This window comes from Microbacterium sp. HA-8, assembly GCF_046111165.1.
Taxonomy (GTDB): Bacteria; Actinomycetota; Actinomycetes; order Actinomycetales; family Microbacteriaceae; genus Microbacterium.
Genome location: NZ_CP162025.1, coordinates 1,901,884 through 1,927,943, shown reverse-complemented (window position 1 = coordinate 1,927,943; position 26,060 = coordinate 1,901,884). Strand labels below are relative to the sequence as shown.

The window sequence follows — 26,060 nt, the reverse complement described above, 5'->3', positions numbered from 1 at the left end:
GAGACAGTGAGCGAGCGCTCGGAAAGTGAGTACGCGTGGTCAATATCATGTGGGTCAAAGTCAACGGACCCAAGCACGACAACGCGGTGAAAATCAAGATCCTGAACTTCCTCGAAAAATTGTCTCGAAGTGACGCCGTTCCTGGACTTCACATAGAGCCCATAAATCACTCGGCTGACTCACGGGCTCGGACGGGGCGTGTCGATCTCCATTGGCGAGCGGCGCTATACAAGCTCGATGTCGATTCTGCTGAACCGGCGTACGCGTACGCAGGAACGTGGGAACACGACGAAGGCACGAGGCGCGCCCAAACTCGGAAGCTGACGGTCAACCCGATCAACGGCATCCTCGAGGTCGTCGAGGTTGACGGTGCGGACCTCGTCGTCGCTCCCTCGAAGGCGTATCGTTCACGACCGGCGTCGGAACCGCCCCTCGGTACTCAAGCACACGGGGACCCATATCTAAAGGCGCGCGGATACAGGCTCGAAGACCTTACGGAGGGCCTCGGGTTCGCGCCGATAGTGGCTCAAGCAGCCTTCGTCGCCATAACCGAAGCGCAACTGTATGACCTCGCCGACGACCTCGAAAACGAGTGGCAAAAGGTTGCCATCGTGGGGTTGGTTTCGGGAATGAACGTTGCCGAGATTCGCTCAGAGCTCGGCATCACAGACCCAACTGCCGACGACGGTGCTACAGAGGCCGAGAAGCTCAGGAGGGCGCTCGATCACCCCGCGACAAAGATGCAGTTCACTTTCATCGAAGACGACGAAGAACTCCGCCGGGTTATCGACAGCGAAGATTTCGGCGCCTGGCGTGTGTTCCTACACCCAGAGCAGCGCACGTACGCCGAGCGCGACTACAACGGGCCATTCCGCCTGACCGGTGGAGCGGGCACCGGTAAAACCGTCGTGCTCTTGCACCGCGCGAAGCGACTCGCGATCCGAGCGAATACCCCTCGCGTTATTCTCACGACGTTCACGACTGCCCTGTCTTCAGCGTTGGCGCGGGATCTCGAACGGCTAGATCCGAACATCCCGATGGCGACTTCTTTGGGTGCGCCCGGGGTCCTCGTCCGAGGAATCGACGCCTGTTGTCGGCGGCGGGTGAATCCTGGTCACTTTCGGCGCTCGAAAAGTGAACGGTTGCGGGCAGTCTAGCTAGGTGTTTCGTCGGTGGTGGTGCGGATGCTGGGGAGGCTGTCGATGCCTCTGCCGCGGAGTCGGTAGCTGGCGCCTTTGAGGGTGAGGACGTCGGCGTGGTGAACGATGCGGTCGATCATCGCGGCGGCGACGGCTTGGTCGCCGAAGACGCCGCCCCAGCTGGAGAACGGCAGGTTCGAGGTCAGGATCAGTGACGCGTGTTCGTAGCGTGACGAGACCAGCTGGAAGAACAGGTTGGCGGCGTCTTGTTCGAACGGGAGGTAGCCGACTTCGTCGACGATGATCAGCCCGTAGCGGCGCAGCCGGGTGAGCTCTCTGGCGCGTAGCGCTTCCTGGTAGCGCGAGTCCACGGAGTCGGTAGCGGCTTTCCGGCGAGTTGGTAGCGCTCGGGCTGGGGTGTGGTGCTCTGCTGAGGGAACGGTGACGCATGGGCGTCGCCGTTCTTGTGTGGAAGGCGGAACATGACGGACTACCGGAGGATTCTCACGTTGCTGCTGGAGCGGCGCAGCTACCGGGACGTGGCCGAGGTCGTGGGGTGCTCGCATCGCGATGTCGCGCGTGTGAGGCAGGCGATCGTCGAGCATGGCATCGAGTCGGCGATCGCGGTCAGCGATCGCGAGTTGGCGGAGTGGTTCCCGGACGGGCGCCGGCGGGTGTCGGACGAGTACGACCAGCCGGATCTGGCGCGGGTGCTGGCGTCGATGCGGCAGAACCGGCACTTCACGTTGCTGCAGGCGTGGCGTCGTTACACCGATGCGCGTGGGGCGGGGAAGAAGTATGGGTACTCGCAGTTCTGCGCCCTGTTCGCCGACTACGTCCGCACCAATGATCTGGTCGCGACGCTGCATCACGAGCCGGGGCGGGCGATGCTCGTGGACTGGGCTGGTGACACGATCGACCTGGTCGACGCGGTCACCGGCGAGATCACCCGGGCGGTGCTGTTCGTCGCGGTGCTGCCGTTCTCGGGCGCGTTGTTCTGCCGCGCCTACGCGGACATGCGGTCGGAGGCGTGGCTGGACGCGCACGTGCGGGCGTTCGCGTCCTATGGCGGAGTAGTGCAGATCGTCGTGCCGGACAACCCGGCGACCTCGACGCATCAGGCGCGCAAGGGCGACGCGGAGCGAGTGGTCAACGCCCGCTATCAGCAGCTCGCCGATCATTACGGCACCGCGATCGTCCCCGCCAGGGCGAAGCGCCCGAGAGACAAGGCGGCGGCCGAGAACGCGGTCAACGTCGTCAACAAGCGTGTCATCGGCTACCTCGAGGACGACGTCTTTACGACCCTGTCCGAGCTCAACGACGCGATCGATGAGCGGGTGCGGGAGATCAATCACGACCTGCGCCGGGCGGACGACTCGACCCGGTGGGAGCGGTTCACTGCCGAGGAGGCGCACCTGCTCGCGGCGCTGCCCGACGCCGCGTTCGAGGAAGTGACCTGGAAGGAGCTCAAGGCCGGCCGCAACTACCATGTCACCGCGGATTCGCAACGCTACTCCGTCCCCTACCGGCTGGCCGGACAGTTGCTGCGGGTCCGGTTCACGCAGACCCGGGTGACCGTGTTCGACGGCCACGACATCGTCTGCGAACACCGTCGCCTCGTCGGCCGGAAGGGGCAGTACTCGACGCTGCCCGAGCATGTCCCGCCGCAGCACCGCAACATCGACGGGTTGTGGTCCAGACGCTGGTTCACCGACCGGGCCCGCAGCTTCGGACCCGCGACAGTGGAGGTGATCGAGCAGATCCTGGACCGGCAGAAGATCGAGGCGCAAGGCTACCTCGACTGCCAGAACGTGCTCAGCGGGCTGGGGAAACAGAACCGGGAACGACTCGAAGCTGCCTGCCAGGAGCTGATCAACCGGGGCGGTCAGGCGACCTACACGACGCTGAAGCGGATCATGGCCGGCATCGACAGCGACACCAAGAAGCCCCGACCAGCGACACCGGCCGCGTCGACACGGAAACGCGGCGGCGACGTCGCCGACGGCCCGGACGTGTTCGTCCGCGACGCGTCGCACTACGCCACCAGCGGGGAGGCGGACCGGTGACGTTCACGAGCATCGACTACGAGAAGTTCCGGGCACTACGGGTCACGCACGTCGCGACCCGCCTCGAGGAACTCATCGCCGACGAGGTCAACGACACCCTCACCCCGGAGCAGCTGTTCCTCACCGCCGTCGACGACGCGCTCGAACAGCGGCGGGCACACAAGGTCGAGAAGCTGACCCGGCAGGCCGGGTTCCCGATCCCGCACGCGACAGTCGCGGAGATCGACTACCGGGACGGTCGAGGGATCACCCCCGTCCGGATGCGCCGCTACGCCGCCCACGACTGGCGGGCCGACCCGATGAACCTGCTCATCATCTCCCCGACCGGCGGCGGGAAGACCTACCTCGCCTGCGCGCTCGGGATCGCCGCCTGCCACAACGGCCACGCCGTCACCTACGCCCGCATGGACGACCTCGCCCGCAGGCTCGTCATCGCCCGCGGCGACGGCATCGCCCACCAGAAGCTGCTCAACGAGCTCTCGCAAACCGACCTGCTCATCCTCGACGACTTCCTCACCGTCGGGATCGACAGCGACGCCGCGAGCGACCTGTTCGCGATCCTCGCGAACCGTGAACACCGCCTCCCCACCGTGATCGCCTCGCAGACCGGCCCCAGCCACTGGGTCACCGAGCTACCCGACCGGGTCGCGGCGGACTCGATCGTGAACCGGCTCGCGAACCACGCCCGAACCATCAACCTCGGCCAAATCGACATGCGCAGACTCCGCCACGACCACGCCCGAACAGAAGAGACCTACTGGGAGTAACGACCAGCGGCCCGGTCAGCGACGGCCGGGCCGCTACCAACACCACCCAACACCGCTACCAACTCGCCAGACTCGCGCTACCAAGAAGCGCTACGCGCCACTCTCGGGGGAGGTTTCCTTGCCGGTGTGCGTCGGTGAGGCGGGTGACCCAGTCCGTCGCAGTCGCGAACAACACCCGGTGCCCGTGGCGGGCAGCGACGATCCCGAGCGCGGTCGCGAGGTGGGTCTTCCCGGTTCCGGGAGGGCCGAGCAGGACCACGTTCTGCGCTTCGAGGAGGAACCCTCCCGAAGCGAGCGCCGCGATCTGCTGCCGAGTGGCTGGTTGCGCGTCCCAGTCGAAGTCCTCGAGGGTCTTCCGGCTCGGGAACCCGGCCGCTTTGATCCGTAGCTCCGCGCCGGAAGCGTTGCGGGCGCTCACTTCGCGTTCGAGGACGGCGGCGAGGTAGTCCTCGAACGACCACCCGGCGTCGCGTGCTTGGTCCGCCATCCGGGCTGCGGCCTCCGTGATCCGGGGTGCCTTGAGTGCGCCGGCGAGATAGGTGATCTGCTTCGCGACGTCGGTCTTGCCGGCCATCAGTTGCTCCCCTCGACGAGCCCGAACGCGCGGTCGTAGTCCGCGAGATCCCGACTCAGATCGTCGCCGACTGGAACAAGTCGCGGCTGCTGGAACTCGCGTCGTAGGACGGCCGCAGCTTCTCGATGCGCGGGGTCGGTGATCACCATTCCTCGCGCCCAGACACGGGTGTGGTCGGCGATGATCCGTCCATCGAGGCGGACGCGGACCCGGTCCAGGTCCGCGGTGACCTCGACGATCCTGCCGATCGCGCGCGGGTCGACGGAGTAGTCGTTCGTGTCGATGCGGACGTAGTAGTCGCGGCCGAGCCGGATCCGGTTCCGCCAGCCCAGATGCAACGGGATCGGCGGCAACGGCAACATCGCCGCCAGATCCGCAGGCAGCAGCGAGATCGGAGAGGTGGCCAGGGTGCGCACCCTCCGCTGGTTGGCGACTCCGAGCCAGTCGGTGAACTGCTCGTTGAAGTCCGCGGGCGAGGCGAATGACCGGCCCGGCATGAACGATGTCTCGAACCAACCGTTGCGGCGTTCCACGATCCCTTTCGATTCCGGATCTCGCGGCGGCAGCAGCACGAGCTTGGTCGCGAGGGTTCCCATGAACGTGTCGACTCCGTCCGCGTGACGGCGTCCTCGCCCGATGCCGGGCTCGTTGTCCCAGATCAGCCGACGCGGAACCCGGCCGAGCTGCTCGATCAGCTGCCAGGTCCCGAGCAGCAGATCCTCGGTCTTCCGCGTCGGGATCATCACTCCCGTCGTGAACCGGCAATGCGCCGGGGTGATCACCAGCACCGGCAACAGCTTCGCTGTCCCGTCCTCGAGCGGGATCTTCTTCGGCGGGAACCACAGATCGCACTGCGCCGCGTCCCCCGCCGCCCACGTGATCCGATCCGCGGGATCGAGACGCTGCTGCTCGGGCCGCAACCGCTTCACGTTGTCACGGAACCACCGGATCGAGCCCGTCCACCCGACCCGCTCCGCGAGCACCGTCGCCGGCATCGTCGGCGTCTCCAGCAGCAACGCACGCACCCGCGACTCGAACGGTGTGAACGACGTCGGCGCCGCTGTCCGCTCATAGTGAGGCGGCGATTCCGAGTTCACCGCCTTGATGACCGTGGTCCTCGAGATACCCAACCGCTCAGCAATATGCGCCTTCGGCACGCCCTCGCCGGCCAGCCTCCGGATCAACGCCCAGTCCTCCAAAGTGATCACTCTCCAATCGTTGAGTGTTCACTTTTCAAGCGCCGCTACTGTCCAGTTTTCGAGCGCCGTCGACACCTGTGGAGTTGATCGGTAGATGGCGGTGTCCTGTGATCGCTGAGTGGCGGTGTCGGCGCGCACGATGATCGACCTTGATCGTTCATCTCGCCTGGAGGGTCATTGGGCGAGGGAGATAGCTGCCCGAAATGGGAATACTTGTCCCGATCCAGAGGGCGCTTAAGTCACTATGGTCTTCCGGCCCCGATGCCGGGTCGGCTTGTTGACTAGACGGGCCAGATTTCCTTTCGCCAGGCCGCGTCCCAGAACATCCATTCGTAGCGGGCCGCGGTCGTGAACGCGTCCTGCATCAGATGTTGTTCGCGGGGACCGGTCTGCTCGGCTATTTCGTCGACGATGGCGCGAGCCTCGTTGGCTGCGGCGGTGAAGGCAGGGTCGTCGTATGTGGTGATCCAGGCCTCGAAGGGGTGGTTGGCAAGGCCGCTGATGCGGCTTTTGAGACGTCGTCCGACGTCTTCATAGATCCAGAAGCAGGGCAGGATTCCGCCGACGAGGGCAGCTAGGGAACCTGACGTGACCAGGGAAAGGAGGTAAGAGGTGTAAGCGGTGCATGTCGGCGACGGCACTCGCGGAATGGAGGTGTCGACGAACGACTCGTGGAGTGTGCGCTCCACCTGGATCGCCGAGGCGGCGCGCTCGCTCCAGAAGATCAGGTGGTCGGGCGATGACGACTGCGCTCCGGCTGCGGCCAGCACTCGTGCGTAGGCGCCCAGGTAGAGGGCGTCCTGCTCGAGGTAGTACGTGAACTTGTCCTCGGAGAGCGTCCCGTCTTCGAGGGCGACGACGAACGGTAGACGGTCGATTGCGTTTCGGATCGGAAGCGTAGCCGCCCAAAGGTCGTCGGTGAAGGTCATGTGGCTCTCCAGATGTCGTGGAAGTGGTGGACGGGGCCGTGTCCGTGACCGACGTCGAGGGTGTCGGCAGCCAGAAGGGCTCGCGAAAGCCAGTTCTTGGCATCACGGAGGGTCGAGGGCCAGTCGGGGTGGCTGGGGCGGAGAGCGGTCAGCGCCGACGACAGCGTGCAGCCGGTTCCGTGGGTGTTCACGGTGTCGATCCGTGGTCCTGAGAGAGTGACCTCGCCTTCGGGTCCGGTAAAGATGTCCGGGGCGTCATCGCTCGGGTGGAGATGTCCTCCCTTGACGAGAGCTCGCACTCCCCATCTCCGATGGATTTCCCGGGCTTGCTTGCGCATGGTGCCGATGTCGCTGGCGATGGGCGCGTTGAGGAGGATGGCGGCCTCGGAGAGGTTGGGTGTCACGACGGATGCCAGCGGGATAAGGCGGCGAATGGACTCGATGCTTTCTTGCGCGAGGAGGAGGTCGCCGCTGGTGGCGACCATCACCGGGTCGAGAACGACATGCTCGAAGCGGTGGCCTCGAAGAAAGTCGGTGACTGCTTCGGTGATGTCGCGGTTTGCGAGCATTCCGATCTTGATGGCGTCGATGCGGACGTCGTCGACGAGCGTCTCCAGCTGCTCGAGCACGAAATCCGCGGGAACAGGGTGGACCCCCGAGACGCCGCGGGTATTCTGGGCGGTCAATGCCGTGATCACCGCCGTCCCGTATACGCCGAGGGCACTGAAGGTCTTAAGATCTGCCTGGATACCGGCTCCTCCGGAGGGATCACTTCCTGCGATGCTCAGAGCGATAAGAGCGCTCATCTCGGCTCCCCTTCACGAGTTCGCAGCAGGGTCGTCATGGTTTTCTCGCTTGAAATGCCGTGGTCCACGCAGCGGCACCCCCGGCAAGACTGCGGAGGGCCGTGTATCCGGCATCGTTCAGGATCCGTGCGGCTCGGTCGGAACGCGCGCCGCTTTGGCAGTGGAGGACGATCGGGGTCTCCTTATTCGTTCCGGCGAGTTCGGGAAGCTGATTCAGGAGCCCGAGAGGGAGAAGGCGCGACCCGGGAAGGGGGTTCGCGTCGTGTTCCCATTTCTCTCGCACATCGATGAATTCGAAGGCGATGGAGCCCTCGTCCCGTTGTCGGAGGAGCGAGCCGAGCTCATCAGCGCTGATGAGATTGATGCTCTCTTCTGCTGGTTCAGCAGTGCCGCAGAACTGTTCGTAGTCTTCTAGCGCAGTGATCTCGGGTGTTTCGGGGTCCTTCGCGAGCTGGTATTCCTGCCAGCGTGCGTCGAGGGCGTCGTAGCGGGCGACACGGCCGACGAGGGGGATGCCGATCCCGGTGATGACCTTGATCGTTTCGGCGGCCATGAGGGCTCCGGCGATGCCGCAGAGCATGCCGAGAACCCCAGCTTCCCCGCAGGATGGAACGGAACCCGGATCCGGCGGATCAGGATAGAGGTCCCGATAGGTCGGTCCGTGCGCGCTCCAGAAAACGCTCACCTGGGCGCCGAATTGCAGGAGGGATCCCCAGACGCTGGGTTTGCCGAGAAGGGTGGTCGCGTCGCTGACGAGATACCGGGTGGCGAAGTTGTCGGCACCGTCGATGACGACGTCGTATTCGTCGATGATCCGGAGTGCGTTGCCCTCGGTCAGTCGGTATCGGTGCTCGACGACACTGATGCCAGGGTTGATGGCGTGGATGGCTTCCTGGGCGGAGGTAACTTTGGGCCGGCCGACGTTCGGGGTCGTGTGGATGATCTGGCGTTGGAGGTTGCTGATCTCGACGGTGTCGTCGTCGATGATCCCAATGGTTCCGATCCCGGCGGCTGCGAGATACAGGAGGATCGGTGAGCCGAGGCCTCCTGCTCCGATGACGAGCACGCGCGCGTTCCTGATCCGCTGCTGCCCGACCGTGCCGATGGGGGGCAGCATGATGTGACGTGAATAGCGTTCTCTGTCAGCAGCCGAGAGGGGACCGCCTGCTTGGACCAAAGGCGGCGGCGACGCCGGGGTGTCCGTGGCACTCATAGGTCGGGCCGTCCTTCCATGTCGGACGAGGCCAGCGACGTGTGTCGGCGCGGGATGCGTCCTGAGAGGTGGGCGAGTCGACCGGCCAGCACCGCATGGCGGAATGCTGTTGCCATACCGACAGGGTCTTGCGCCCGAGTCACCGCCGTGGCGAGCAGGACCGCGTCGCAGCCGAGTTCCATCGCGAACGCGGCATCGGACGCGGTACCGATCCCCGCATCCAGGACCACGGGGACGGCGGCGCGGGCGACGATCATGGAGATGTTGTGCGGATTCAGTATCCCCAAACCGGTGCCGATGGGGGCACCGAGAGGCATGACAGCTGCAGCGCCGAGTCCCTCCAGTCGTAGGGCGAGTGCGGGGTCATCGTTCGTATAGGCCAGGACCGTGAACCCGCGGGCGACGAGTTGTTCGGTCGCGTCAGTCAGCTCGACGGCGTCCGGCAGCAGGGTGCGCTCGTCGGCGATCACCTCGAGCTTGATCCAGTTGGTCTCGAGAGCTTCCCGGGCAAGTTCGGCCGTGAGGACGGCTTCCCGAGCAGTGAGGCACCCTGCTGTATTGGGGAGAAGTCGAATGCCCAGGTCGGTGACCAGGTCGAAAAGCGACGTTCCGCGTCCCGGTTGATGGCGGCGGAGCGCAACCGTGGTGAGTTCGGTGCCTGAGGCCTTAAGAGCCTCTCGGAGTCCCGACTGGCTCGGTGCGCCGCCGGTTCCCATGATGAGTCGGGATCCGAACTGGATGCCGTCGATGGTCAATGAATCGGTGGCCATGGTCAGCCTCCCTGAGTGGCGGTGACGAGCTCGATGGTGTCGCCCTCGGTGGGGACTTCGCTGAACCACTGGCTGCGGGGGATCACTTCCGCGTTTTTCGCGGCCGCGATCCCGAGGCGGCTGCCGTCGTGCGGTCGCCCGTCGGGCCGGAGGTCTCGCCCGGTTTCTGCCGAGATTATGTCGCCGAGGCTGGTGTCTCTCGGGATAGTTCGGGCTTCCCCGTTGATAGTGATGCGAGTCACTGATGCTCCTTCGGAGAAGTGGATGTGAGGCGGAACCGGTCGGGCCGGAAGGGTGCCCATTGCGTGTCGTCGGGTCCCTCGACGAGGCGCTGACAGATTTCGGCGGCGACAGGGGTGAGAAGGACTCCGTGGCGGAAGAATCCCGTCGCGATGATGAGGCCTGCGATGTTGGAGCCGTCCGGATGGCGAACCCGGCCGAGAAGGGGCTTGTTGTCGGGGGTTGCGGGACGCGCCCTAGCCATGATTTCTGCGATGTCGGCCTCGGCGACGGCCGGCACGACGTCCTGGGCATCCCGCAGAAGTTCGAAGATGCCCCGGGACGAGACTCCTGCTGTTCCTGTTTCTCGCTGCGTCGCTCCGACGACCGCGGTGCCGTCGGACCGCGGAACAATGTAGACGGAATTGCCGTGGACAGCGGCGCGAATCGTGGCATGGAGCAAAGGCCGTAGGGTCCCGGGGACGGTGATGCGAATGATGTCGCCGAAGACGGGACGGAGAGGCATGGACAACCCTCGAGGAAGCCCGTGCAGGTCGCCCGCGGCGGTGCCGTTTGCGACGATGACTTCGTCTGCAGTGAGGGTGTCACCATCGTCGAACTGGATGCCGACCACTCGTGACGACGAATCGTCGGCACGCTCGTGCAGGAGCCCCTTCGCGGGTCGTCGTTCGAAGGATGTTTTACCGGAGTGCGCGTCAGGGTCTGCCAGGGCGTCGAGGAGGGATGCGGACAGGATTCGGGGGTCAACCTGACGGTCGTCGGCGGCCCGATACCCGGCCGATAGCCGGGGAGACAGCAAGGGCTCTTGGGTTCGTAGTTCCCGGATCGTCATGGGGAGGATGGGAAGGCCCTGCGAGAGTTGTTTGTCGTAAAGATCCCGGAGGGCTTGGCGGTCGCCCGCGTCGATGCCGACGAGCAGTGTCTCCGTCGTCAGATACCCGGTCTCTCTCCCGCCATCTGCGAGGGTGCGCACGAATTCCGGGTAGAGAAGCGCTGATCGGAGGGTGAGTCCGAGGAGTTCCTCCTCTTGATGGTGGTATTCGCTGACGGGGGCCAGCATTCCTGCCGCAGCACGAGTCGCCCCCATCGCCGGATCCGGGTCGATGACGCAGACACTCCGACCGCTCCGGACGAGCGACCACGCGATGCCGAGGCCGATGATGCCTGCACCAACCACGGCGACATCGACGCGCGATGCGCCTTTCGTCGACGAGGTCGGGGTGTGCTGCGGATTAGGCTCGGGATATGAACGTGATGTCATCACAGCTGTATCTCTGCACGGATGCTCGTACCCGCCAGGGCGACTTCGCCCACTTCGTCGACGCCGCATTCAGCGGGGGTGTCGACATCATTCAGCTTCGCGACAAAACACTCGAAGCGGCGCCCCAGCTGCGCGTCCTGGAGGTTTTGAAGGATGCCGCCGAGCGGCACGGCAAGCTGTGGGCCGTCAACGACCGCGCCGACGTCGCGGCGGGTTCGGGAAGCCCGATCCTGCACCTCGGCCAAGACGATCTGCCTCTTCCCGCGGCACGCTCGCTTCTCGGTTCCCGAGTGACCCTTGGGCTGTCGACTCACACGACCGACCAAGTCGACCGAGCCAGTGCGGACCCCGAAGCCGACTATTTCTGCGTGGGACCCGTCTGGGCTACACCGACGAAGCCGGGACGTGACGCGGTCGGCACCGAACTCGTGGACTATGCGGCCTCTGTCACTCCGGGAAGCCGAACCTGGTTCGCGATCGGTGGCATCGATTTGACGAATGTGGAGCAGGTCGTTGAGGCGGGGGCTCGACGCGTCGTCGTCGTCCGAGCGGTCACGGACGCCAAGGACCCCTTCGAGGCCGCGCAGGCCCTGCGGGCAGCGCTTCCTGCTCTTACGACCTGACACTCCAACGGCAGCGCCGAGGACCCCGACCTGCCGTTCGCGGTCGTCGGATCGATCAGAAATCGTCGACGCCGATGGCCCAACTAAGCATTCGGGTGTCATCCCTCGTATCCTTCGCGCGTTTCGATCGTTCTGCACAGCCCAACCCCGACGAGTACGCGTGAGAGGTCGAGCAGCGGGCCCGATGAGAGAGTGTGAAAAGGCCGGCTAGTGGTCCACGCCGACGGTCAGCGTTCTCCGACGGTCGGTGCGGGCAGGTAGACCTTCCCACCGAGGGTCGTGAACTCAGCGGACTTCTGCTTCATGCCGGCTGCGATCTGCTGGCTGGACAAGCCCCCGAACTGATCCCTGATGTCCTGAGAAATCCGCATGGAGCAGAATTTAGGCCCGCACATCGAACAGAAGTGGGCCGTTTTCGCAGGCTCAGCAGGGAGTGTTTCGTCGTGGAACTCCTCTGCCGTCACCGGGTCCAGAGAAAGCGCGAATTGATCACGCCACCGGAACTCGAAACGCGCTTTCGAGAGGGCATCATCGCGTTCATGGGCGCCGGGGTGGCCTTTGGCGAGATCGGCGGCGTGCGCGGCGATCTTGTAGGTGATGACCCCCGTCTTGACGTCGTCCTTGTTCGGCAGGCCGAGGTGTTCCTTCGGGGTGACATAGCAGAGCATCGCCGTTCCGTAGCGAGCGATCTCGGTCGCTCCAATTGCGGAAGTGATGTGGTCGTAGCCCGGAGCGACATCCGTGACGAGGGGCCCAAGGGTGTAGAACGGGGCTCCGTCGCAGAGTTTCTGCTGACGCTCAACATTCTCTCGCACCAGATGGAACGGGACGTGGCCGGGCCCTTCCACCATCACCTGAACGTCGAACTTCCATGCCCGCTTGGTCAGCTCTGCCAGGGTGTCGAGTTCCGCGAACTGTGCAGCGTCGTTCGCGTCAGCCGTCGAACCGGGCCGGAGCCCGTCGCCGAGCGAAAAGGCGACGTCGTACTGCGCGAAGATCTCGCACAGTTCATCGAAGTGCGTGTAGAGGAAGTTTTCTTCATGGTGCGCCAAGCACCAGCCGGCGATGATGGAGCCCCCTCTCGAGACGATTCCGGTGACGCGTTCGGCTGTCAGAGGAACGTATCGGAGGAGGACGCCTGCGTGCACGGTCATGTAGTCCACGCCTTGCTCGCACTGTTCGATGACGGTGTCGCGGTAGATCTCCCAGGTGAGATCGTTGGCCTCGCCATTGACTTTTTCGAGGGCTTGGTAGATCGGGACCGTGCCGATCGGGACCGGCGAGTTGCGCAGGATCCACTCGCGCGTGGTGTGGATGTCGTCCCCCGTCGAGAGGTCCATGACAGTGTCCGCACCCCATTTCGCCGCCCATTGCAGCTTGTCGACCTCCTCCTGGATCGAACTCGTGACGGCGGAGTTGCCGATGTTCGCGTTGATCTTCACGAGGAAGGCTTTGCCGATGATCATCGGCTCGGACTCGGGGTGGTTGATGTTGCTAGGAATGATCGCGCGTCCGGCCGCGACCTCCGACCGAACCAGCTCGACGTCGCAGCCTTCACGCAGCGCCACGAAACGCATTTCGGGGGTCACGACACCGTTTCTGGCGTAATGCATCTGCGTCACGACGCGGCCAGCCGCGGCTCGGCGAGTGACCGGCTTCGTGCCTTTCCATTCAACGGACGCAGCACCTCGACGCTCTGCAGAGCGCCCATCGTCCTGAAGGTTGCGTTCACGACCCACATACACCTCCGTGTCCTGACGGTCTTCGATCCACGGGGCCCGGAACGGGTCGAGACCATGGACGGGGTCGCTTCCAGGGCCTTCGGTCCGGTAAGAAATGAACGCGTCGTTCTCTCGCCCATTAGGACTGACCCCCAAGGCGATCTTCGTCACAGGGACCGAGATCTCGTGCTCCGAATCGTGGAGAAACGCGAGTGCGTGCGAGGACATGGCAGAGCTCATGAAGATTCCTACTTCCTTCGCCGGCATTACCCGGACAGGTTCAACGGTCACAGGCTGCGTCAGCCCGATCTCAGCCCCTGCAAGGGCACCCGTGTGGATGCTGAAACGATAACACTTCCACTGGCGTCGATAGCACCTCCCCAACTCCGCGACGGGCAGGGCCGAGATTGATCACCCCCAAGGTGGACCAGCCCAGGCGACGAGGCGACGAGGCTGAAGATGCCAAAGGCGGCAGTGGTGCAGGCCGATGAGGGGACCTCAACCGTGCTCGTCAGCTGCCCCGAAAACCTATCCTTTCGTGCGCTCCTACGAGTGGTACATCCTTCCCGAGGAGGATCGTCGCCGGATGCTCGGTGACCACGGTCGTCTGGGGCGCGAGTTTCCGCAGGTACTCGCGAACACCGTCGCGAGTTTCGCCTTGGGCGACTACGAGTGGATGCTCGGCCTCGAGGCGGACGACCTCATCGACCTCGTCGATCTCATGCGCCACCTGCGGGCAACCGAGGCGCGACTGCACGTGCGCGAAGAGGTCCCGTTCTACACCGGCCGTCGCGTGCGGCTCGACGAGCTGCCCGAGGTGCTGGCGTGACCGCACCGCACTACGACGCCATCCTGCTGGCAGGGTTCGGCGGCCCGGAAGGCCAGGACGATGTGATCCCTTTTCTGAGGAACGTCACCCGCGGTCGCGGCATCCCCGACGAGCGACTTGAGGAGGTTGCGACCCATTACCGCCACTTCGGCGGGATAAGCCCGATCAACGACCATAATCGCGCGCTTAAGGCCGCCCTTGAAGCTGAGCTCTCCGCGCGCGGAGTCAATCTGACCGTACTCTGGGGCAACCGTAACTGGGCCCCCTATCTCAAAGACGCCGTCGTGGACGCTCACGAGCGCGGCTACCGCCGACTGCTCGGGATCGCCACGAGCGCCTACAGCTCCTACTCAAGCTGCCGCCAGTACCGAGAAGACTTCGCCGCAGCCCTCGATGACACCGGCATGGCCGGCGTCATCACGATCGACAAGGTGCGCCAGTTCTTCGACCACCCCGGTTTCGTCGCGCCGTTCATCGCGGGCGTGAGCGATGCGCTCGCCGAGCTCGAAGACCACGGCATCGACCCGGGCCGTGTGCATGTGCTGTTTTCCACCCACAGCATCCCGATCACGGATGCCGAACGCAGCGGCCCGCGCGACGTTGACTTTGGACCTGGTGGCGCATACGCGGCGCAGCACCGGGCGGTCGCCGAGGTGGTGATGGCCGCGCAGCGCACGCGACCGGCGTGGCAGCTCGTCTACCAGTCCCGCTCGGGGCCACCGAGCATGCCCTGGCTCGAACCAGACATCGTGGACGCGATCGATTCCCTCGACCGTGAGGCTGTCGATGCGATCGTTATCGTGCCGCTCGGCTTTGTGAGCGATCACATGGAGGTGATGTGGGACCTCGACACCGAGGCGAGGGAGGCGGCTGAGCAACGCGGCTTCAGGGTCGTGCGTACCCCGACCCCGGGCGTCGATCCCGCATTCGTTTCGGGTCTCATCGACCTCGTACAGGAGCGCATGAACGGTGTCGATGAGGCCGACCGCCCGGCGCTCACCGAACTCGGTCCCTGGTTTGACGTCTGCCGGCCCGCGTGCTGCGAGAACGTGCGTGCGGGCTTCAAGCCCGCCGTGGCGGGGGTCGCACCGTGACCCTTCGCATTGGAACCCGCGCGAGTGCGCTCGCGATGACGCAGACTCGGCAGATCGCGGATCAGTTCGAACGCAGCACCGGGGCGCAGGTGGAGCTGGTGCCGATCACCTCGGACGGCGACCGCAACATGGCATCGCTCGCCTCCATCGGCGGCACGGGCGTATTCGCTGCCGCACTGCGCGAGGCGCTGCTCGCAGGAGAGTGCGACATGGTCGTGCACTCGCTCAAAGACCTGCCGACCACCCCCCTGCCCGGCTTGACAATCGCGGCCACCCCAAAGCGGGCGGATGCCCGCGACGCCCTGTGCGCACGCGACGGCCTCACACTGGCGACCCTCCCTGACGGTGCCAGGGTCGGAACCGGATCGCCGCGTCGCCGCGCACAGGCACTCGCGAAGCGACCCGACCTCGAGGTCGTCGACATCCGGGGAAATGTCGACACGCGGCTCGGTCGCGTCGCATCCGCAGACCTCGACGCGGTCGTGCTCGCCGCCGCCGGCCTCGATCGACTCGGCCGCTCCGGCGAGGTCACCGAGCTGCTCGAGCTCTCCGCCTGGCCCACCGCGCCCGGGCAGGGTTCGCTCGCGCTCGAGGTGCGCGCGGGCGAAGAGGGCCAGGTCTCGGTGCTCAACCATGCTCCGACCCGCCTCCTGGTGGAGGCCGAGCGGGCGGTGCTCGCGAAGCTCGAGGCGGGGTGCGCCGCCCCGGTCGGCGTGACGGCGTCGGTCGACGCGGGGCTGCTGTTGGTCTCCGCCCGCGTCTACGCGCTCGACGGCACGGCGATGCTCACGAGCTCGCACGCGCTGTACCCGGCCGACACGAAAGACCCGGTGGCGGAATTGGCATCGCGCATCGTCGGCGAGCTGCTCGCGAACGGCGCCGCCGATCTGGCGCCGCTGGGTGGCGCGTGACCCTCCCACTGAACGGCTGGCGGGTGTTGGTCCCTCGCGGCGGGCCCTGGGGCGACGATGTCGCCGCGCGGCTCTGGGCGCAGGGTGCCGAGCCACTGATTGCCCCCCTCATCGACTTCACCGGTCCCGAGCATCCGGCGGCGGTCGCCGACGCGATGCAGCGGCTCGAGGCGGCAGAATTCGACTGGCTCGTCGTCACGAGTGCCACCACGGTCGAAGCGATCGGCACCCCGCGACCGCCGGAGACCGTGCGTGTCGCGTCGGTGGGCGATGCGACCACCAGGGCACTGGAAGAGGCCGGCTTCCGCGTTGACTTCCAGCCGATCGTGGATGCCTCGGCCCGCGCTCTCGTCGACGAGTGGCCGGCAGACGGCGCCCGGGTGCTCGTGCCGCAGTCCGCTCTCGCCGACGCCACCCTCGTCGACGGCCTGCGCGCCCGAGGCTGCCACGTCACCATCGTGACCGCGTACCGCACCGTGCCCGTCACCGCCGACGTAGCCGTCGTGGAGGCCGTACGCGCGGGGGAGGTGCGCGCGATTCTCGTCACCTCGGGCAGCGTGGCACGACAGGTTGCAGAGCAATTCGGAGCCATACCTCCCGGCACGATCGTCGCGTGCATCGGGCCGCGCACCGCCGAGGACGCCAGAGAGGTCGGCCTCCGCGTCGATGTCGTCGCCCGACGTCGCTCGGTGGACGCCATGATCCGTTCCCTCATCGACGGCTCGGGTTCTCCCAACAGCCCGGATCCCATCAACAGCCCGGATTCCCCCAACACCGAGGAGACCCCATGAGCTTCCCCGATCGACCGCGACGCCTGCGCACGACGCACGCGATGCGGCGCCTTGTCACCGAGACCCGGCTGCACCCCGCCGAGCTCATCCTGCCAATGTTCGTGCGGGAGGGCATCAGCGAGCCGGTGCCGATCGGCTCGATGCCGGGTGTCGTGCAGCACTCGCTCGACTCGCTGAAGACCGAGCTCGCCACGGCAGCGACCGCAGGCATCGGCGGCGTCATGCTGTTTGGCGTGCCGGAGCACAAGGACGCGATCGGATCGGGCGGGACCGATGAGAACGGCATCCTCAACGTCGCGACGCGCCTCGCGGTCGCCGAGGTGGGTGACGCGCTCGTCGTGCAGACCGACCTGTGCCTCGATGAGTTCACCGACCACGGCCACTGCGGGGTACTGGATGCGCAGGGGCGCGTCGACAACGATGCGAGCCTCGAGCGTTACTGCGCGATGGCGCTCGCCCAGGCGAACGCAGGCTCTGCACTGCTGGGGTTGAGCGGCATGATGGACGGTCAGGTCGCCGTCGTGCGGGAGGCACTCGATGACGCCGGCCTCGTCGACACTGCCGTGCTCGGCTACGCGGCGAAGTACGCCTCGTCGTTCTACGGCCCGTTCCGTGAAGCGGTCGACTCGTCGCTCGCCGGAGACCGCAAGACCTACCAGCAGGATCCGGCGAATCGCCGTGAGGGGCTGCGCGAGGCAGCACTCGACATCGAGCAGGGCGCCGACGTCATCATGGTCAAGCCCGCGATGGGCTACCTCGACGTGCTGGCCGATGTCGCCGCGATGAGCCCGGTGCCGGTGTGGGCCTACCAGGTGAGCGGCGAGTACGCGATGATCGAGGCGGCGGCGGCGCACGGCTGGATCGACCGCGAGCGGGCGATCATGGAGAGCATCATCGGCATCCGTCGCGCGGGCGCGGACGCCGTACTGACCTATTGGGCCATCGAGGCGGCGGAGGCGATCACGCGATGACGACGAACGAGCAGGAATTCGAGCACGCCCGAACGGTCATCCCTGGCGGCACCAACTCGCCGGTGCGGGCTTTCGGCTCCGTCGGCGGCACCCCGCGCTTCGTGGCGAGCGCGCGGGGGCCGTACGTGACGGATGTCGAGGGCCGCGAGTATGTGGACCTCGTCGGGTCGTGGGGGCCCGCGCTGCTCGGCCACGCGCATCCGCAGGTGGTCGCGGCGGTGCAGGATGCCGCGGCGAAGGGACTGTCGTTCGGCGCGCCGACGGTGGGGGAGACCGAGCTCGTCGAGCTGGTGCGCGCCCGGGTCGGCGCCGTGGAGAAGCTGAGACTCGTGTCGACCGGCACCGAGGCCACCATGACGGCCATCCGGCTGGCACGCGGATTCACCGGCCGCGATCTGCTCGTGAAGTTCGCCGGGCACTATCACGGGCACTCCGACTCGCTGCTGGCCGAGGCCGGCTCCGGCCTCGCGACGCTGTCGCTGCCCGGATCCGCCGGCGTTCCGGCGACCGTCGCCGCCCAGACCCTCGTGCTGCCCTACAACGATCTCGACGCGGCACGGGCCGCGTTCGAGACCCACGGCGACCGCATCGCCGCCGTCATCACCGAGGCGGCAGCCGCGAACATGGGCGTGATCCCGCCCGACCCCGGATTCAACCGGAGTCTCGCGCAGCTTGCCCGGGAGAACGGCGCGCTGCTCATCCTCGATGAGGTGCTCACCGGGTTCCGTGCGGGGCCGAGCGGATGGTGGGGCATCGAGACCGCGGAGGGAGCGCCCTGGGCGCCCGACCTGTTCACCTTCGGCAAGGTCATCGGCGGGGGCATGCCGCTCGCTGCGCTCGGCGGTCGCGCCGACGTGATGGACCGCCTCGCCCCCCTCGGCCCGGTCTACCAGGCGGGAACCCTCAGTGGGAACCCGGTGGCGGTGGCCGCCGGGATCGCCACCCTGCGCGCGGCCGACGACGCCGTCTATGCGCGCCTGGCGACGGTCGCGCAGGAGGTCTCGGATGCGGTCTCCGCCGCCCTGTCGGCGGAAGGGGTCGAGCACGTCGTCCAGCGGGCGGGAACACTCTTCTCGTTCGCCTTCGCGGCCGAGGCGCCGCGGGACTACGCGCAGGTGAAGCAGCAGGCGGCGTTGCGTTATCCGCCGTTCTTCCACGGGATGCTCGATGCCGGAGTGAGCCTCCCGCCGTCGGTGTTCGAGGCGTGGTTCGTCACGGCCGCGCACGATGACACTGCGGTGAACCGCATCCTCGATGCCCTCCCCGCGGCGGCGAAGGCAGCTTCCTCGGCATGAGATTCCGGTCAGGACTGGCGCAGCAGGCAATGTTAGCCTAACCTAACTAAGCACCTTTCCCTCGACCTCCTCGGAGCCACACATGCGCCGCACCCGCAACACCCGTCTGATCGCGCTGACCGCAACCGCAGCCATCCTCCTCGCCGGATGCAGCACCACCCCGGCCGACAGCCCCGAACCCGCGGGCGACGAGCTCGTGAGTGACGGCACGTTCACGCTCTACTCGGGCCGCAGCGAGACCCTCGTGCAACCGCTCATCGACATCTTCGAGCAGCAGACCGGCATCACGGTGGACGTGCGATACGGCAACACGGCCGAGCTCGGCGCGTTGCTCCTCGAGGAGGGCGAGCGCACCCCCGCCCACGCCTTCCTGTCGCAGGATGCCGGCGCGCTCGGCGCGCTTGCCAACGCGGGCCTGTTCGCCCCGTTGCCGGCAGAGATCACCGACCGCGTGCCTGCGGGCTTCACCTCGACCGACGACTCGTGGGTCGGCGTCACCGGACGCGCCCGCGTCATCGTCTACGATGGCGATGAGTTCACGCCCGAGGAGATGCCCGCAAGCGTCGACGCGTTCACCGATCCCGAGTGGTCGGGCAGGTTCGGTATCGCACCGACGAATGCCAGTTTCCAGTCGTTCATCACCGCGTATCGCGTGCTGAACGGCGAGGCCGCCGCCGACGAGTGGCTCGCCGGGATCGTCGCCAACGACCCGCAGCTGTTCGAGAACAACGGCGCGATCCTCACCGCCGTCGGCGAGGGAGTGATCGACGCCGGCCTCATCAACCACTACTACTGGTTCCGGCAGGCCGCCGAAGCCGGCGAGGCGAACATGCGCGCACAGCTCGCCTATCCTGCGGCGGGAGACGCCGGCTCGATCGTGAACGTGACCGGGGCCGGACTGCTCAGCGCGGGGGCGACCGACGCCGACGCGCTCGAGTTCATCGAGTTCCTCGTCTCTGCCGACGCCCAGAAGTACTTCGTCGAGGAGACCTTCGAGTACCCGTTTGTCGCCGGCGTTGACGCGCCCGAGGGCCTGCCGGCGCTCGAGAGCCTCGTCAACCCCGACCTCGACCTCGCCGACCTCGAGAGCCTCGAGGCCACCCAGGCGTTGCTCGCGAAGCACGGCCTCATCTAGCCATGACGACTGCCAGCATGACGCTAGACCCATGACACCCTGACCGTGGTGGACTCATGACGCTGCTGAAGGCGGGGCGGAGGCGCACGGCGCCCCGTCCCGCTGCCGGTGCGCCGCCGTGGCTGCTCGTGGTCGCGGCGCTCTGCGCATCCGTGGCCGCGATACCGCTCGTCTACCTCGTCGTGCGCGCCGCGGATGCCGGTCTCGCCGAACTGGTCGACACCCTCCTGCGAGAGCGCGTGCTGCGCCTCACCCTCAACTCGGTGGGGCTCGCGGTCGCCGTCACCGCGTCGTGCCTCGTGCTCGGCACGGCCGTCGCGTGGGTGATCAGCCGCATCCGGATGCCGGGAGGTCCCACCTGGCTGCTCGTGACGGCCCTGCCGCTCGCCGTGCCGTCATACCTGGCCGCGTACGGCTGGATGGTCGCCATCCCGTCGTTCAACGGCTTTTTCGCGAGCTGGCTCGTCATGACGGCCGTGTGCCTGCCGTACGTCGCGCTGCCGGTGGCGGCGGCGCTGCGCGGCGCATCCGGAGACCTCGAGGCGGTGGCGCGCACCCTCGGGAGCGGACCCGTCGGCGCCTTCCGTGCCGCGACCTGGCCGCGTGTGCGGCCCGCGGCGACGGCGGGCGCACTGCTCGTGGCGCTCTACACGCTCTCCGACTTCGGGGCCGTGTCGATGCTGCGTTTCCAGACGCTCACGTGGGGCATCAACTCGGCATACGGGGCGAGCTTCGACCGCAATCAGGCCGCACTGCTCGCGCTTGTGCTCGTCGTGCTCGCCCTCACAGTCGTCGCGGGGGAGCGCAAGACCAGGGGGCAGGTCACGGCGACGGCGACCCGCACCGTGCCGATGCACACCGTGCGCCGGCGCTGGCTCCCGGTGGTGGCGGTGCTCGTGCTCGCCTCACCGGTCGGCGGCGTGTTCGTTCCCGTCGCCGGACTCGTCTCGAAGCTCATCGAGGCCGAGACGATCCGCGGCATCGACGTGCCCCGGCTGCTCGGCGCGATCGGTGCGACACTCGGGCTCGCGGTCGCCGGCGCGTTCGTGGCGGTCATCCTCGCGCTGCCGATCGCGGTGCTCGCCGCGCGCTACCGCGGACGGATCGTGAACGCGATCGAATCCGTCGGCTACCTCGGTCACGCGCTGCCGGGCATCGTCGTCGGGCTCTCCCTCGTGTTCTTCTCCCTCGCCGTGCTGCCCACGCTCTACCAGACCGTCGTCATGCTGGTCTTCGCCTACTGCGTGCTGTTCATGTCGAAGGCGATCGGCTCGGCGCGCAGCGGGCTCGCGGCCGTGCCGGAGGGCCTCATCGACGTCTCCCGGTCGCTCGGGCTCTCGCCCCTCGCCACCTGGTGGCGCGTCATCGGGCGCATAGCGGCGCCCGCGATCGGGGTCGGTGCGCTACTCGTCGGCATCGCGATCATGAAAGAATTGCCTGCGACCCTGTTGCTGCGTCCCACCGGGATCTCAACCCTCGCCGTTGAGCTGTGGAACCGCACAGCAGTGCTCGAGTTCGGCAGTGCGGCGCCCTACGCCGCCGCGCTCGTGCTGCTGGCCGCCGTGCCCGCATTCGTGTTGTCAGGCATCCGGGGTTTCGCGAAGGAGGAAGAGTGAGCTGGGTCACCGTAGACGGATTGCGCGTCAACTACGGCTCCCAGACGGTGCTCGACGGGGTGGACCTCCAGATCCCGCACGGGGGGATCGTCGCCGTGCTGGGGCCGAGCGGATGCGGCAAGACCACGCTGCTGCGCTCCATCGCCGGGCTGCTTCCGGTGGCGGGGGGCAGCATCCGTGTCGGCGATCGCGAACTCTCCACGGCAACGAGACGCATCGCCCCCGAGAAGCGCGGCATCGGCTGGGTGCCGCAGGACGCCTCGCTGTTCCCGCACCTGAGCGTCGGCGACAACATCGGGTTCGGGTTGCCCAAGGGTCGCGCTCGCACGGAGCGCATCGCCGAGCTCGCCGAGCTCGTCGGGCTCGCCGACCACATCGGCCGGGCTCCCTCACAGCTCTCCGGCGGGCAGGCGCAGCGTGTCTCCCTCGCCCGGGCGCTGGCCCCGCGGCCAGACGTCGTGCTGCTCGACGAACCATTCGCCGCACTTGATCCGATGCTTCGTACGGCACTGCGTGCGGAGGTCGCCGAGCTACTGCGCAGCCAGGACTCCACCGCGCTGCTGGTCACCCACGACCAGGAGGAGGCGTTGTCGCTCGCGGATCACATCGCGGTGATGATGGGCGGCCGCATCCTGCAGTGGGGATCGCCCGTCGAGGTGTACGAGCGGCCGGCCACGCCGTGGGTTGCGCGCTTTGTCGGCGACACCGTCGAGTTTTCGGGATACTGGCGAGAGGGGGAGGCGCAGTGCGCACTCGGAGGTCTCGACGCGGTTCTTCTCGACGGGGGGATTAGCGATGGAGATGGGGTTCGCATCGTGCTGCGCCCCGAATGGTTGACAGTGCATCTGGATGGCGCGAACGCCACCGTTATCTCGATCGGTTATGCGGGTCACGACGCGCTCGTGACCCTCGAACTCGACGGCGGCGCTCGCGTGCGCTCACGGTTGGCCGCGCCCGACCTGCCAGAACCCGGAGACCGTGTGCGCGTTTCGGTACGGCGACCGGCCCTCGCTTACCTCTGACGCGGTGGAGACTTTTCCGCGGATGATAAGACTGCATACCGCTGCGACGCAGAAGATCGGCTTCTTCGCATGGCGGCGATGAAAGTAGTGCCCCGTAGCGTGGTGTAGCCCGGTGATCGGCTCGTCGCTCACGTCGTGAGTGCGGTCACCGTGTGATCCTTCGAGAAAGCTCTCTACTTCTCACTCGAATGGAGTCATCACGATGACCGCTCCCCACATTGTCGACCCTGCTGGCCTGCTTGCAGAAGCCCTCACCGATGCGTCGCCGGATTTGATGCGTAACTTGCTGCAGACGATGATCAACGCGCTGTTGTCCGCCGACGTGGATGCCGTGGTCGGTGCGGAGTGGGGTAAGCCCACCCCGGGCCGTCTCGCGCAGCGCAATGGCTACCGGCACCGCGAGCTGGATACCCGGGTCGGGACCATCGACGTGGCGATCCCGAAGCTGCGCCAGGGCACCTACTTCCCGGAGTGGCTGGTGGAGCGCCGCAAGCGTGCCGAATCGGCGTTGATCACCGTCGTGGCCGACTGCTACTTGGCTGGCGTCTCGACTCGCCGGATGGACAAGCTCGTGAAGACCTTGGGGATTCACGCGCTATCCAAGTCGCAGGTCTCTCGGATGGCGGCCGAGCTCGATGAGCACGTCGACCAGTTCCGCAACCGCCCGCTGAATGAAGCCGGGCCGTTCACTTTCGTGGCCGCCGACGCGCTCACGATGAAGGTCCGCGAAGGCGGCCGAGTGATCAATGCTGTGGTGCTGGTGGCCACCGGCGTCAACGACGACGGACGCCGCGAAGTCCTCGGCCTGAAAGTTGCCACCTCTGAGACCGGTGCAGCCTGGAACACCTTCTTCGCCGACCTTGTCGCCCGTGGCCTCACCGGGGCCCGCCTGGTCACCAGCGACGCCCACCCGGGACTGGTCGAGGCGATCGCAGCGAACCTGCCCGGCACTGCCTGGCAGCGATCACTCGTCAACATAGGTAGTGGCGGGATCGTCCCGCTGGTTCATCCTCACCGTCGGGAGAGGACCTTGGCAGCGTGACCTTCGAGGTCCAGCGGCAGACCTGTCCCTCCCGGCGGTGGCGGATTCCGACTGGCTAGTGGGAGTCGTGCCCCGAGTTCGGGAGCACCTGAGTGAGCGTCCAGCGGGATTCGTCACGAGGTGAACCCGTCTTCGAAGGAGAAGCACTCATGCAAGACCCCATCCAACGGACTTGGCCGGTGTTCGCCGGCGTCGACTGGGGCGGTGACAACCATCAACTCTGCGTTGTCGCGCCAGACGGGAAGCGGCTGCTCGAGACTCGTGTCAGTCACGACGTCGACGGACTCCGCCAACTCGACCACCATCTGAACGGCTTCGGCGCCCAGGTTCCAATCGCGATCGAACGCTCCGAAGGTCTCCTCGTCGAGCATCTCCAAGCGGCCGGGCACGCGGTGTTCCCCGTGTCCCCGCGGATCTCCGCTCGCGCGCGCGAGCGCTACAAGGTCGCCGCAGTCAAGGATGACCGGTTCGACGCGTTCGTGCTCGCGGACACGCTCCGGTTCGACCACGCGCGCTGGCGCCCATTGTCTGTCCCATCGCCGCTCCTCGCGGAGATCAAAGCACTCACCCGTGACAGGGACCGGCTTCTGGAAACGCAGCAGGCGACCGAGAGTCAGCTGCGGATGATCCTCGAGGCGTACCACCCCGCGCCGGTGAGGCTGTTCTCGTCCGTCGACCGGCAGATCACGCTGTCGTTCGTCACGGACTACCCGACACCGGCGAACGCGTCCCGAGTGAAGACCACGAGGATGGGGAATGCTGAAGGTTTGGTTGACTCCTGTCCATCCTCGTGAGGGGGTGGGGTTGGAGAGAATGATCAATGATGAGGTATTCAGAAGAGTTCAGGCGCGACGCGGTTTCGATGGTGCGTCAGGGTGCGTCCCAGCGTGAGGTGTGTCGTGATCTTGGGGTGTCGAAGTCAGCGTTATCGAAGTGGGTGACGGATGCTGACCGGGCTGATCGGGGTCTGCCCGCGGCCGGTGATGTGTCTGCTGCCGAGGACGCCCAGATTCGTGAGTTGATGCGCCGGAACCGGCTCCTCGAGCAAGAGAACGAGGTGCTCAGGCGCGCAGCGGCGTACTTGTCCCAGATTCACATCACGTCCCCAAAATGATCTACCCGCTCGTCCAAGAGATGGCCTCACCCGGTGCCTCTGTGCGCGTGCCGGTGACGGTGGCGTGCCGGGTGCTGGGCTTCAGTAAGCAGGCGTATTACCAGTGGCGACGCGATCCGATCAGTGATCGTGACTTTGAGGAGGCATATCTGATCAACGCGGCCCGTGATGTATGGGACGAGGACCGTTGCCAGGGGTACCGGTTCATCGCGGATGAGCTCATTGATGACGGGTGGGAGGTGTCGGAGCGGCGGGTGTGGCGGGTGTGCTCGCAGGAAGGCATGTTCTCGGCTGCGCACCCTCGCAAAGGCCGCAAGAAGCACCGCCGGCCGGGACCTGCGGTGCACGATGATCACGTGATGCGGGACTTCACCGCCGATGCACCGAACCTGTTGTGGCTCACCGACATCGAGCGCCACGAGGCGCTCTTGAACCTTGCGGTGGTGAAAGGACACCGCTCGGCGCCTGTCGCAGCAGGCGTGTGATAGCTGGAGGACGATCTGGCCCGTTGGCGTGAGCGGGTTGGGTGGAGCAGTCCTCGACAACGACGAGTCGTGCCAGAACTGCCAGATGGTGCGGGCTCGGCTAGCGAGACGGAGAGGCATACGGATAGGAACCAGTGGCTGAAAGCCTCTCAATACGAGACCACCGACTCCAACCTGGCGGATGCGGGTCGGGTTGCATCGCGCACCTTCACGGCTTCGGCGGTGAGGGGAACTCCTGGGCTGGGTGATGTCGCCGGTCGGGAGGCCACGGTGAAAGCCTGCGGCGTAGCCGTGGCGAGGATGCTGGGGCATAACTGGGTGCCGATCCCGTCGAAGGGTTCGAGAGTGAACGTGGGAACTATCCCGGCCTCGCCGGAGGTGCGTCGCCGCCAGCGACGACACCGAGGGCTGAGCGCACGGCCTGCTGATCGGGCCGGGATGGGACGG

General features: G+C 66.5%; 24 protein-coding genes, 3 pseudogenes and 1 riboswitch. Of the genes and pseudogenes, 17 read left to right on the top strand and 10 right to left on the bottom strand.

Going from position 1 to position 26,060, the window contains the following annotated elements:
- The first annotated feature begins 35 nt into the window (after positions 1 to 35).
- Complete coding sequence (locus tag AB2L57_RS09200; RefSeq protein WP_409046892.1) at positions 36 to 1,157, top strand: UvrD-helicase domain-containing protein; 1,122 nt, start codon at positions 36 to 38, stop codon at positions 1,155 to 1,157.
- Here AB2L57_RS09200 and AB2L57_RS09195 read toward each other — a convergent pair.
- Positions 1,154 to 1,477, bottom strand: a pseudogene (locus AB2L57_RS09195) (ATP-binding protein); the annotation flags it as partial. The gene AB2L57_RS09200 and the pseudogene AB2L57_RS09195 overlap by 4 nt on opposite strands.
- Before the next feature lie 144 nt (positions 1,478 to 1,621).
- Between AB2L57_RS09195 and istA (AB2L57_RS09190) the strand changes: the two are divergent.
- Complete coding sequence (gene istA, locus AB2L57_RS09190; RefSeq protein ID WP_036301801.1) at positions 1,622 to 3,205, top strand: IS21 family transposase; 1,584 nt, start codon at positions 1,622 to 1,624, stop codon at positions 3,203 to 3,205.
- Complete coding sequence (locus AB2L57_RS09185) at positions 3,202 to 3,972, top strand: ATP-binding protein (protein WP_036301803.1); 771 nt, start codon at positions 3,202 to 3,204, stop codon at positions 3,970 to 3,972. Before istA (AB2L57_RS09190) ends, AB2L57_RS09185 begins: the two co-directional genes overlap by 4 nt.
- Before the next feature lie 55 nt (positions 3,973 to 4,027).
- On the opposite strand, the gene AB2L57_RS09180 is transcribed toward AB2L57_RS09185, so the two are convergent.
- From AB2L57_RS09180 to thiO, 8 genes are all read right to left on the bottom strand, one after another.
- Positions 4,028 to 4,546 (bottom strand): ATP-binding protein, encoded by a 519-nt coding sequence (locus AB2L57_RS09180; RefSeq protein ID WP_409046891.1) that lies wholly within the window; start codon positions 4,544 to 4,546, stop codon positions 4,028 to 4,030.
- Positions 4,546 to 5,754 (bottom strand): IS21 family transposase, encoded by a 1,209-nt coding sequence (gene istA / locus AB2L57_RS09175; RefSeq protein WP_409046890.1) that lies wholly within the window; start codon positions 5,752 to 5,754, stop codon positions 4,546 to 4,548. The genes AB2L57_RS09180 and istA (AB2L57_RS09175) overlap by 1 nt, the downstream gene beginning before the upstream one ends.
- Positions 5,755 to 6,026: 272 nt before the next feature.
- Complete coding sequence (locus AB2L57_RS09170) at positions 6,027 to 6,674, bottom strand: TenA family protein (protein ID WP_409046889.1); 648 nt, start codon at positions 6,672 to 6,674, stop codon at positions 6,027 to 6,029.
- Positions 6,671 to 7,480, bottom strand: coding sequence for a bifunctional hydroxymethylpyrimidine kinase/phosphomethylpyrimidine kinase (thiD, locus tag AB2L57_RS09165; protein WP_409046888.1), 810 nt, complete (start codon positions 7,478 to 7,480; stop codon positions 6,671 to 6,673). Before thiD ends, AB2L57_RS09170 begins: the two co-directional genes overlap by 4 nt.
- 34 nt (positions 7,481 to 7,514) lie before the next feature.
- Positions 7,515 to 8,693 carry a molybdopterin-synthase adenylyltransferase MoeB gene (gene moeB, locus AB2L57_RS09160; protein WP_409046887.1) on the bottom strand — a complete coding sequence of 393 codons (1,179 nt, stop codon included), beginning with the start codon at positions 8,691 to 8,693 and terminating at the stop codon, positions 7,515 to 7,517.
- Positions 8,690 to 9,463, bottom strand: a complete 774-nt coding sequence (locus AB2L57_RS09155; RefSeq protein ID WP_409046886.1) for a thiazole synthase — start codon at positions 9,461 to 9,463, stop codon at positions 8,690 to 8,692. Before AB2L57_RS09155 ends, moeB begins: the two co-directional genes overlap by 4 nt.
- Before the next feature lie 2 nt (positions 9,464 to 9,465).
- Complete coding sequence (gene thiS / locus AB2L57_RS09150) at positions 9,466 to 9,705, bottom strand: sulfur carrier protein ThiS (RefSeq protein WP_409046885.1); 240 nt, start codon at positions 9,703 to 9,705, stop codon at positions 9,466 to 9,468.
- Complete coding sequence (gene thiO / locus AB2L57_RS09145; RefSeq protein WP_409046884.1) at positions 9,702 to 10,964, bottom strand: glycine oxidase ThiO; 1,263 nt, start codon at positions 10,962 to 10,964, stop codon at positions 9,702 to 9,704. Before thiO ends, thiS begins: the two co-directional genes overlap by 4 nt.
- On the opposite strand from thiO, the gene thiE reads away from it, so the two are divergent.
- Entirely contained in the window at positions 10,949 to 11,587 is a 639-nt protein-coding gene (thiE, locus tag AB2L57_RS09140; RefSeq protein ID WP_409046883.1) for a thiamine phosphate synthase, read from the top strand. The two genes, thiO and thiE, sit on opposite strands and share 16 nt — an antisense overlap.
- A 227-nt stretch (positions 11,588 to 11,814) precedes the next feature.
- On the opposite strand, the gene thiC is transcribed toward thiE, so the two are convergent.
- A complete protein-coding gene (thiC, locus tag AB2L57_RS09135; RefSeq protein WP_409046882.1) occupies positions 11,815 to 13,548 on the bottom strand; it encodes a phosphomethylpyrimidine synthase ThiC in 1,734 nt (577 codons plus the stop codon).
- Positions 13,544 to 13,651, bottom strand: a riboswitch (TPP riboswitch). (Overlaps the previous gene by 5 nt.)
- 186 nt (positions 13,652 to 13,837) lie before the next feature.
- On the opposite strand from thiC, the pseudogene AB2L57_RS09130 reads away from it, so the two are divergent.
- From AB2L57_RS09130 to AB2L57_RS09070, 13 genes and pseudogenes are all read left to right on the top strand, one after another.
- Positions 13,838 to 14,137 (top strand): annotated as a pseudogene (locus tag AB2L57_RS09130) (chlorite dismutase family protein); the annotation flags it as partial.
- Entirely contained in the window at positions 14,134 to 15,231 is a 1,098-nt protein-coding gene (locus AB2L57_RS09125; protein WP_409046881.1) for a ferrochelatase, read from the top strand. The pseudogene AB2L57_RS09130 and the gene AB2L57_RS09125, both read left to right, overlap by 4 nt.
- Positions 15,228 to 16,142: a hydroxymethylbilane synthase gene (gene hemC, locus AB2L57_RS09120; RefSeq protein ID WP_409046880.1), complete on the top strand. Its 915-nt coding sequence runs from the start codon at positions 15,228 to 15,230 to the stop codon at positions 16,140 to 16,142. Before AB2L57_RS09125 ends, hemC begins: the two co-directional genes overlap by 4 nt.
- The gene (locus AB2L57_RS09115) at positions 16,139 to 16,933 is read left to right on the top strand and encodes a uroporphyrinogen-III synthase (RefSeq protein WP_409046879.1); all 795 of its coding nucleotides are present in this window, start codon (positions 16,139 to 16,141) and stop codon (positions 16,931 to 16,933) included. The genes hemC and AB2L57_RS09115 overlap by 4 nt, the downstream gene beginning before the upstream one ends.
- Entirely contained in the window at positions 16,930 to 17,904 is a 975-nt protein-coding gene (gene hemB, locus AB2L57_RS09110; protein WP_409046878.1) for a porphobilinogen synthase, read from the top strand. Before AB2L57_RS09115 ends, hemB begins: the two co-directional genes overlap by 4 nt.
- The gene (hemL, locus tag AB2L57_RS09105) at positions 17,901 to 19,199 is read left to right on the top strand and encodes a glutamate-1-semialdehyde 2,1-aminomutase (protein WP_409046877.1); all 1,299 of its coding nucleotides are present in this window, start codon (positions 17,901 to 17,903) and stop codon (positions 19,197 to 19,199) included. Before hemB ends, hemL begins: the two co-directional genes overlap by 4 nt.
- 82 nt (positions 19,200 to 19,281) lie before the next feature.
- Positions 19,282 to 20,334 (top strand): iron ABC transporter substrate-binding protein, encoded by a 1,053-nt coding sequence (locus tag AB2L57_RS09100; RefSeq protein ID WP_409046876.1) that lies wholly within the window; start codon positions 19,282 to 19,284, stop codon positions 20,332 to 20,334.
- Between the two features lie 56 nt (positions 20,335 to 20,390).
- A complete protein-coding gene (locus tag AB2L57_RS09095; RefSeq protein ID WP_409046875.1) occupies positions 20,391 to 21,950 on the top strand; it encodes an ABC transporter permease in 1,560 nt (519 codons plus the stop codon).
- Positions 21,947 to 22,972 (top strand): ABC transporter ATP-binding protein, encoded by a 1,026-nt coding sequence (locus tag AB2L57_RS09090; protein ID WP_409046874.1) that lies wholly within the window; start codon positions 21,947 to 21,949, stop codon positions 22,970 to 22,972. Before AB2L57_RS09095 ends, AB2L57_RS09090 begins: the two co-directional genes overlap by 4 nt.
- 202 nt (positions 22,973 to 23,174) lie before the next feature.
- Positions 23,175 to 23,972 (top strand): annotated as a pseudogene (locus tag AB2L57_RS09085) (IS256 family transposase); the annotation flags it as partial.
- 191 nt (positions 23,973 to 24,163) lie between these two features.
- Complete coding sequence (locus tag AB2L57_RS09080) at positions 24,164 to 24,808, top strand: IS110 family transposase (protein ID WP_409046873.1); 645 nt, start codon at positions 24,164 to 24,166, stop codon at positions 24,806 to 24,808.
- 26 nt (positions 24,809 to 24,834) lie between these two features.
- Positions 24,835 to 25,128: a transposase gene (locus tag AB2L57_RS09075; RefSeq protein WP_409046872.1), complete on the top strand. Its 294-nt coding sequence runs from the start codon at positions 24,835 to 24,837 to the stop codon at positions 25,126 to 25,128.
- The gene (locus AB2L57_RS09070) at positions 25,125 to 25,613 is read left to right on the top strand and encodes an IS3 family transposase (RefSeq protein WP_409046871.1); all 489 of its coding nucleotides are present in this window, start codon (positions 25,125 to 25,127) and stop codon (positions 25,611 to 25,613) included. Before AB2L57_RS09075 ends, AB2L57_RS09070 begins: the two co-directional genes overlap by 4 nt.
- Positions 25,614 to 26,060: the final 447 nt, after the last annotated feature.

Bases quoted from the DNA above. Each gene is read 5' to 3' on its own strand.
- istA (WP_036301801.1), top strand. From the start codon at position 1,622: ATGACGGACTACCGGAGGATTCTCACGTTGCTGCTGGAGCGGCGCAGC.
- AB2L57_RS09180 (WP_409046891.1), bottom strand. From the start codon at position 4,546: ATGGCCGGCAAGACCGACGTCGCGAAGCAGATCACCTATCTCGCCGGC.
- AB2L57_RS09170 (WP_409046889.1), bottom strand. From the start codon at position 6,674: ATGACCTTCACCGACGACCTTTGGGCGGCTACGCTTCCGATCCGAAAC.
- thiD (WP_409046888.1), bottom strand. From the start codon at position 7,480: ATGAGCGCTCTTATCGCTCTGAGCATCGCAGGAAGTGATCCCTCCGGA.
- moeB (WP_409046887.1), bottom strand. From the start codon at position 8,693: ATGAGTGCCACGGACACCCCGGCGTCGCCGCCGCCTTTGGTCCAAGCA.
- AB2L57_RS09155 (WP_409046886.1), bottom strand. From the start codon at position 9,463: ATGGCCACCGATTCATTGACCATCGACGGCATCCAGTTCGGATCCCGA.
- thiE (WP_409046883.1), top strand. From the start codon at position 10,949: ATGAACGTGATGTCATCACAGCTGTATCTCTGCACGGATGCTCGTACC.
- thiO (WP_409046884.1), bottom strand. From the start codon at position 10,964: ATGACATCACGTTCATATCCCGAGCCTAATCCGCAGCACACCCCGACC.
- thiC (WP_409046882.1), bottom strand. From the start codon at position 13,548: ATGAGCTCTGCCATGTCCTCGCACGCACTCGCGTTTCTCCACGATTCG.
- hemB (WP_409046878.1), top strand. From the start codon at position 16,930: ATGAGCTTCCCCGATCGACCGCGACGCCTGCGCACGACGCACGCGATG.
- hemL (WP_409046877.1), top strand. From the start codon at position 17,901: ATGACGACGAACGAGCAGGAATTCGAGCACGCCCGAACGGTCATCCCT.
- AB2L57_RS09100 (WP_409046876.1), top strand. From the start codon at position 19,282: ATGCGCCGCACCCGCAACACCCGTCTGATCGCGCTGACCGCAACCGCA.
- AB2L57_RS09095 (WP_409046875.1), top strand. From the start codon at position 20,391: ATGACGCTGCTGAAGGCGGGGCGGAGGCGCACGGCGCCCCGTCCCGCT.
- AB2L57_RS09080 (WP_409046873.1), top strand. From the start codon at position 24,164: ATGCAAGACCCCATCCAACGGACTTGGCCGGTGTTCGCCGGCGTCGAC.
- AB2L57_RS09075 (WP_409046872.1), top strand. From the start codon at position 24,835: ATGATGAGGTATTCAGAAGAGTTCAGGCGCGACGCGGTTTCGATGGTG.
- AB2L57_RS09070 (WP_409046871.1), top strand. From the start codon at position 25,125: ATGATCTACCCGCTCGTCCAAGAGATGGCCTCACCCGGTGCCTCTGTG.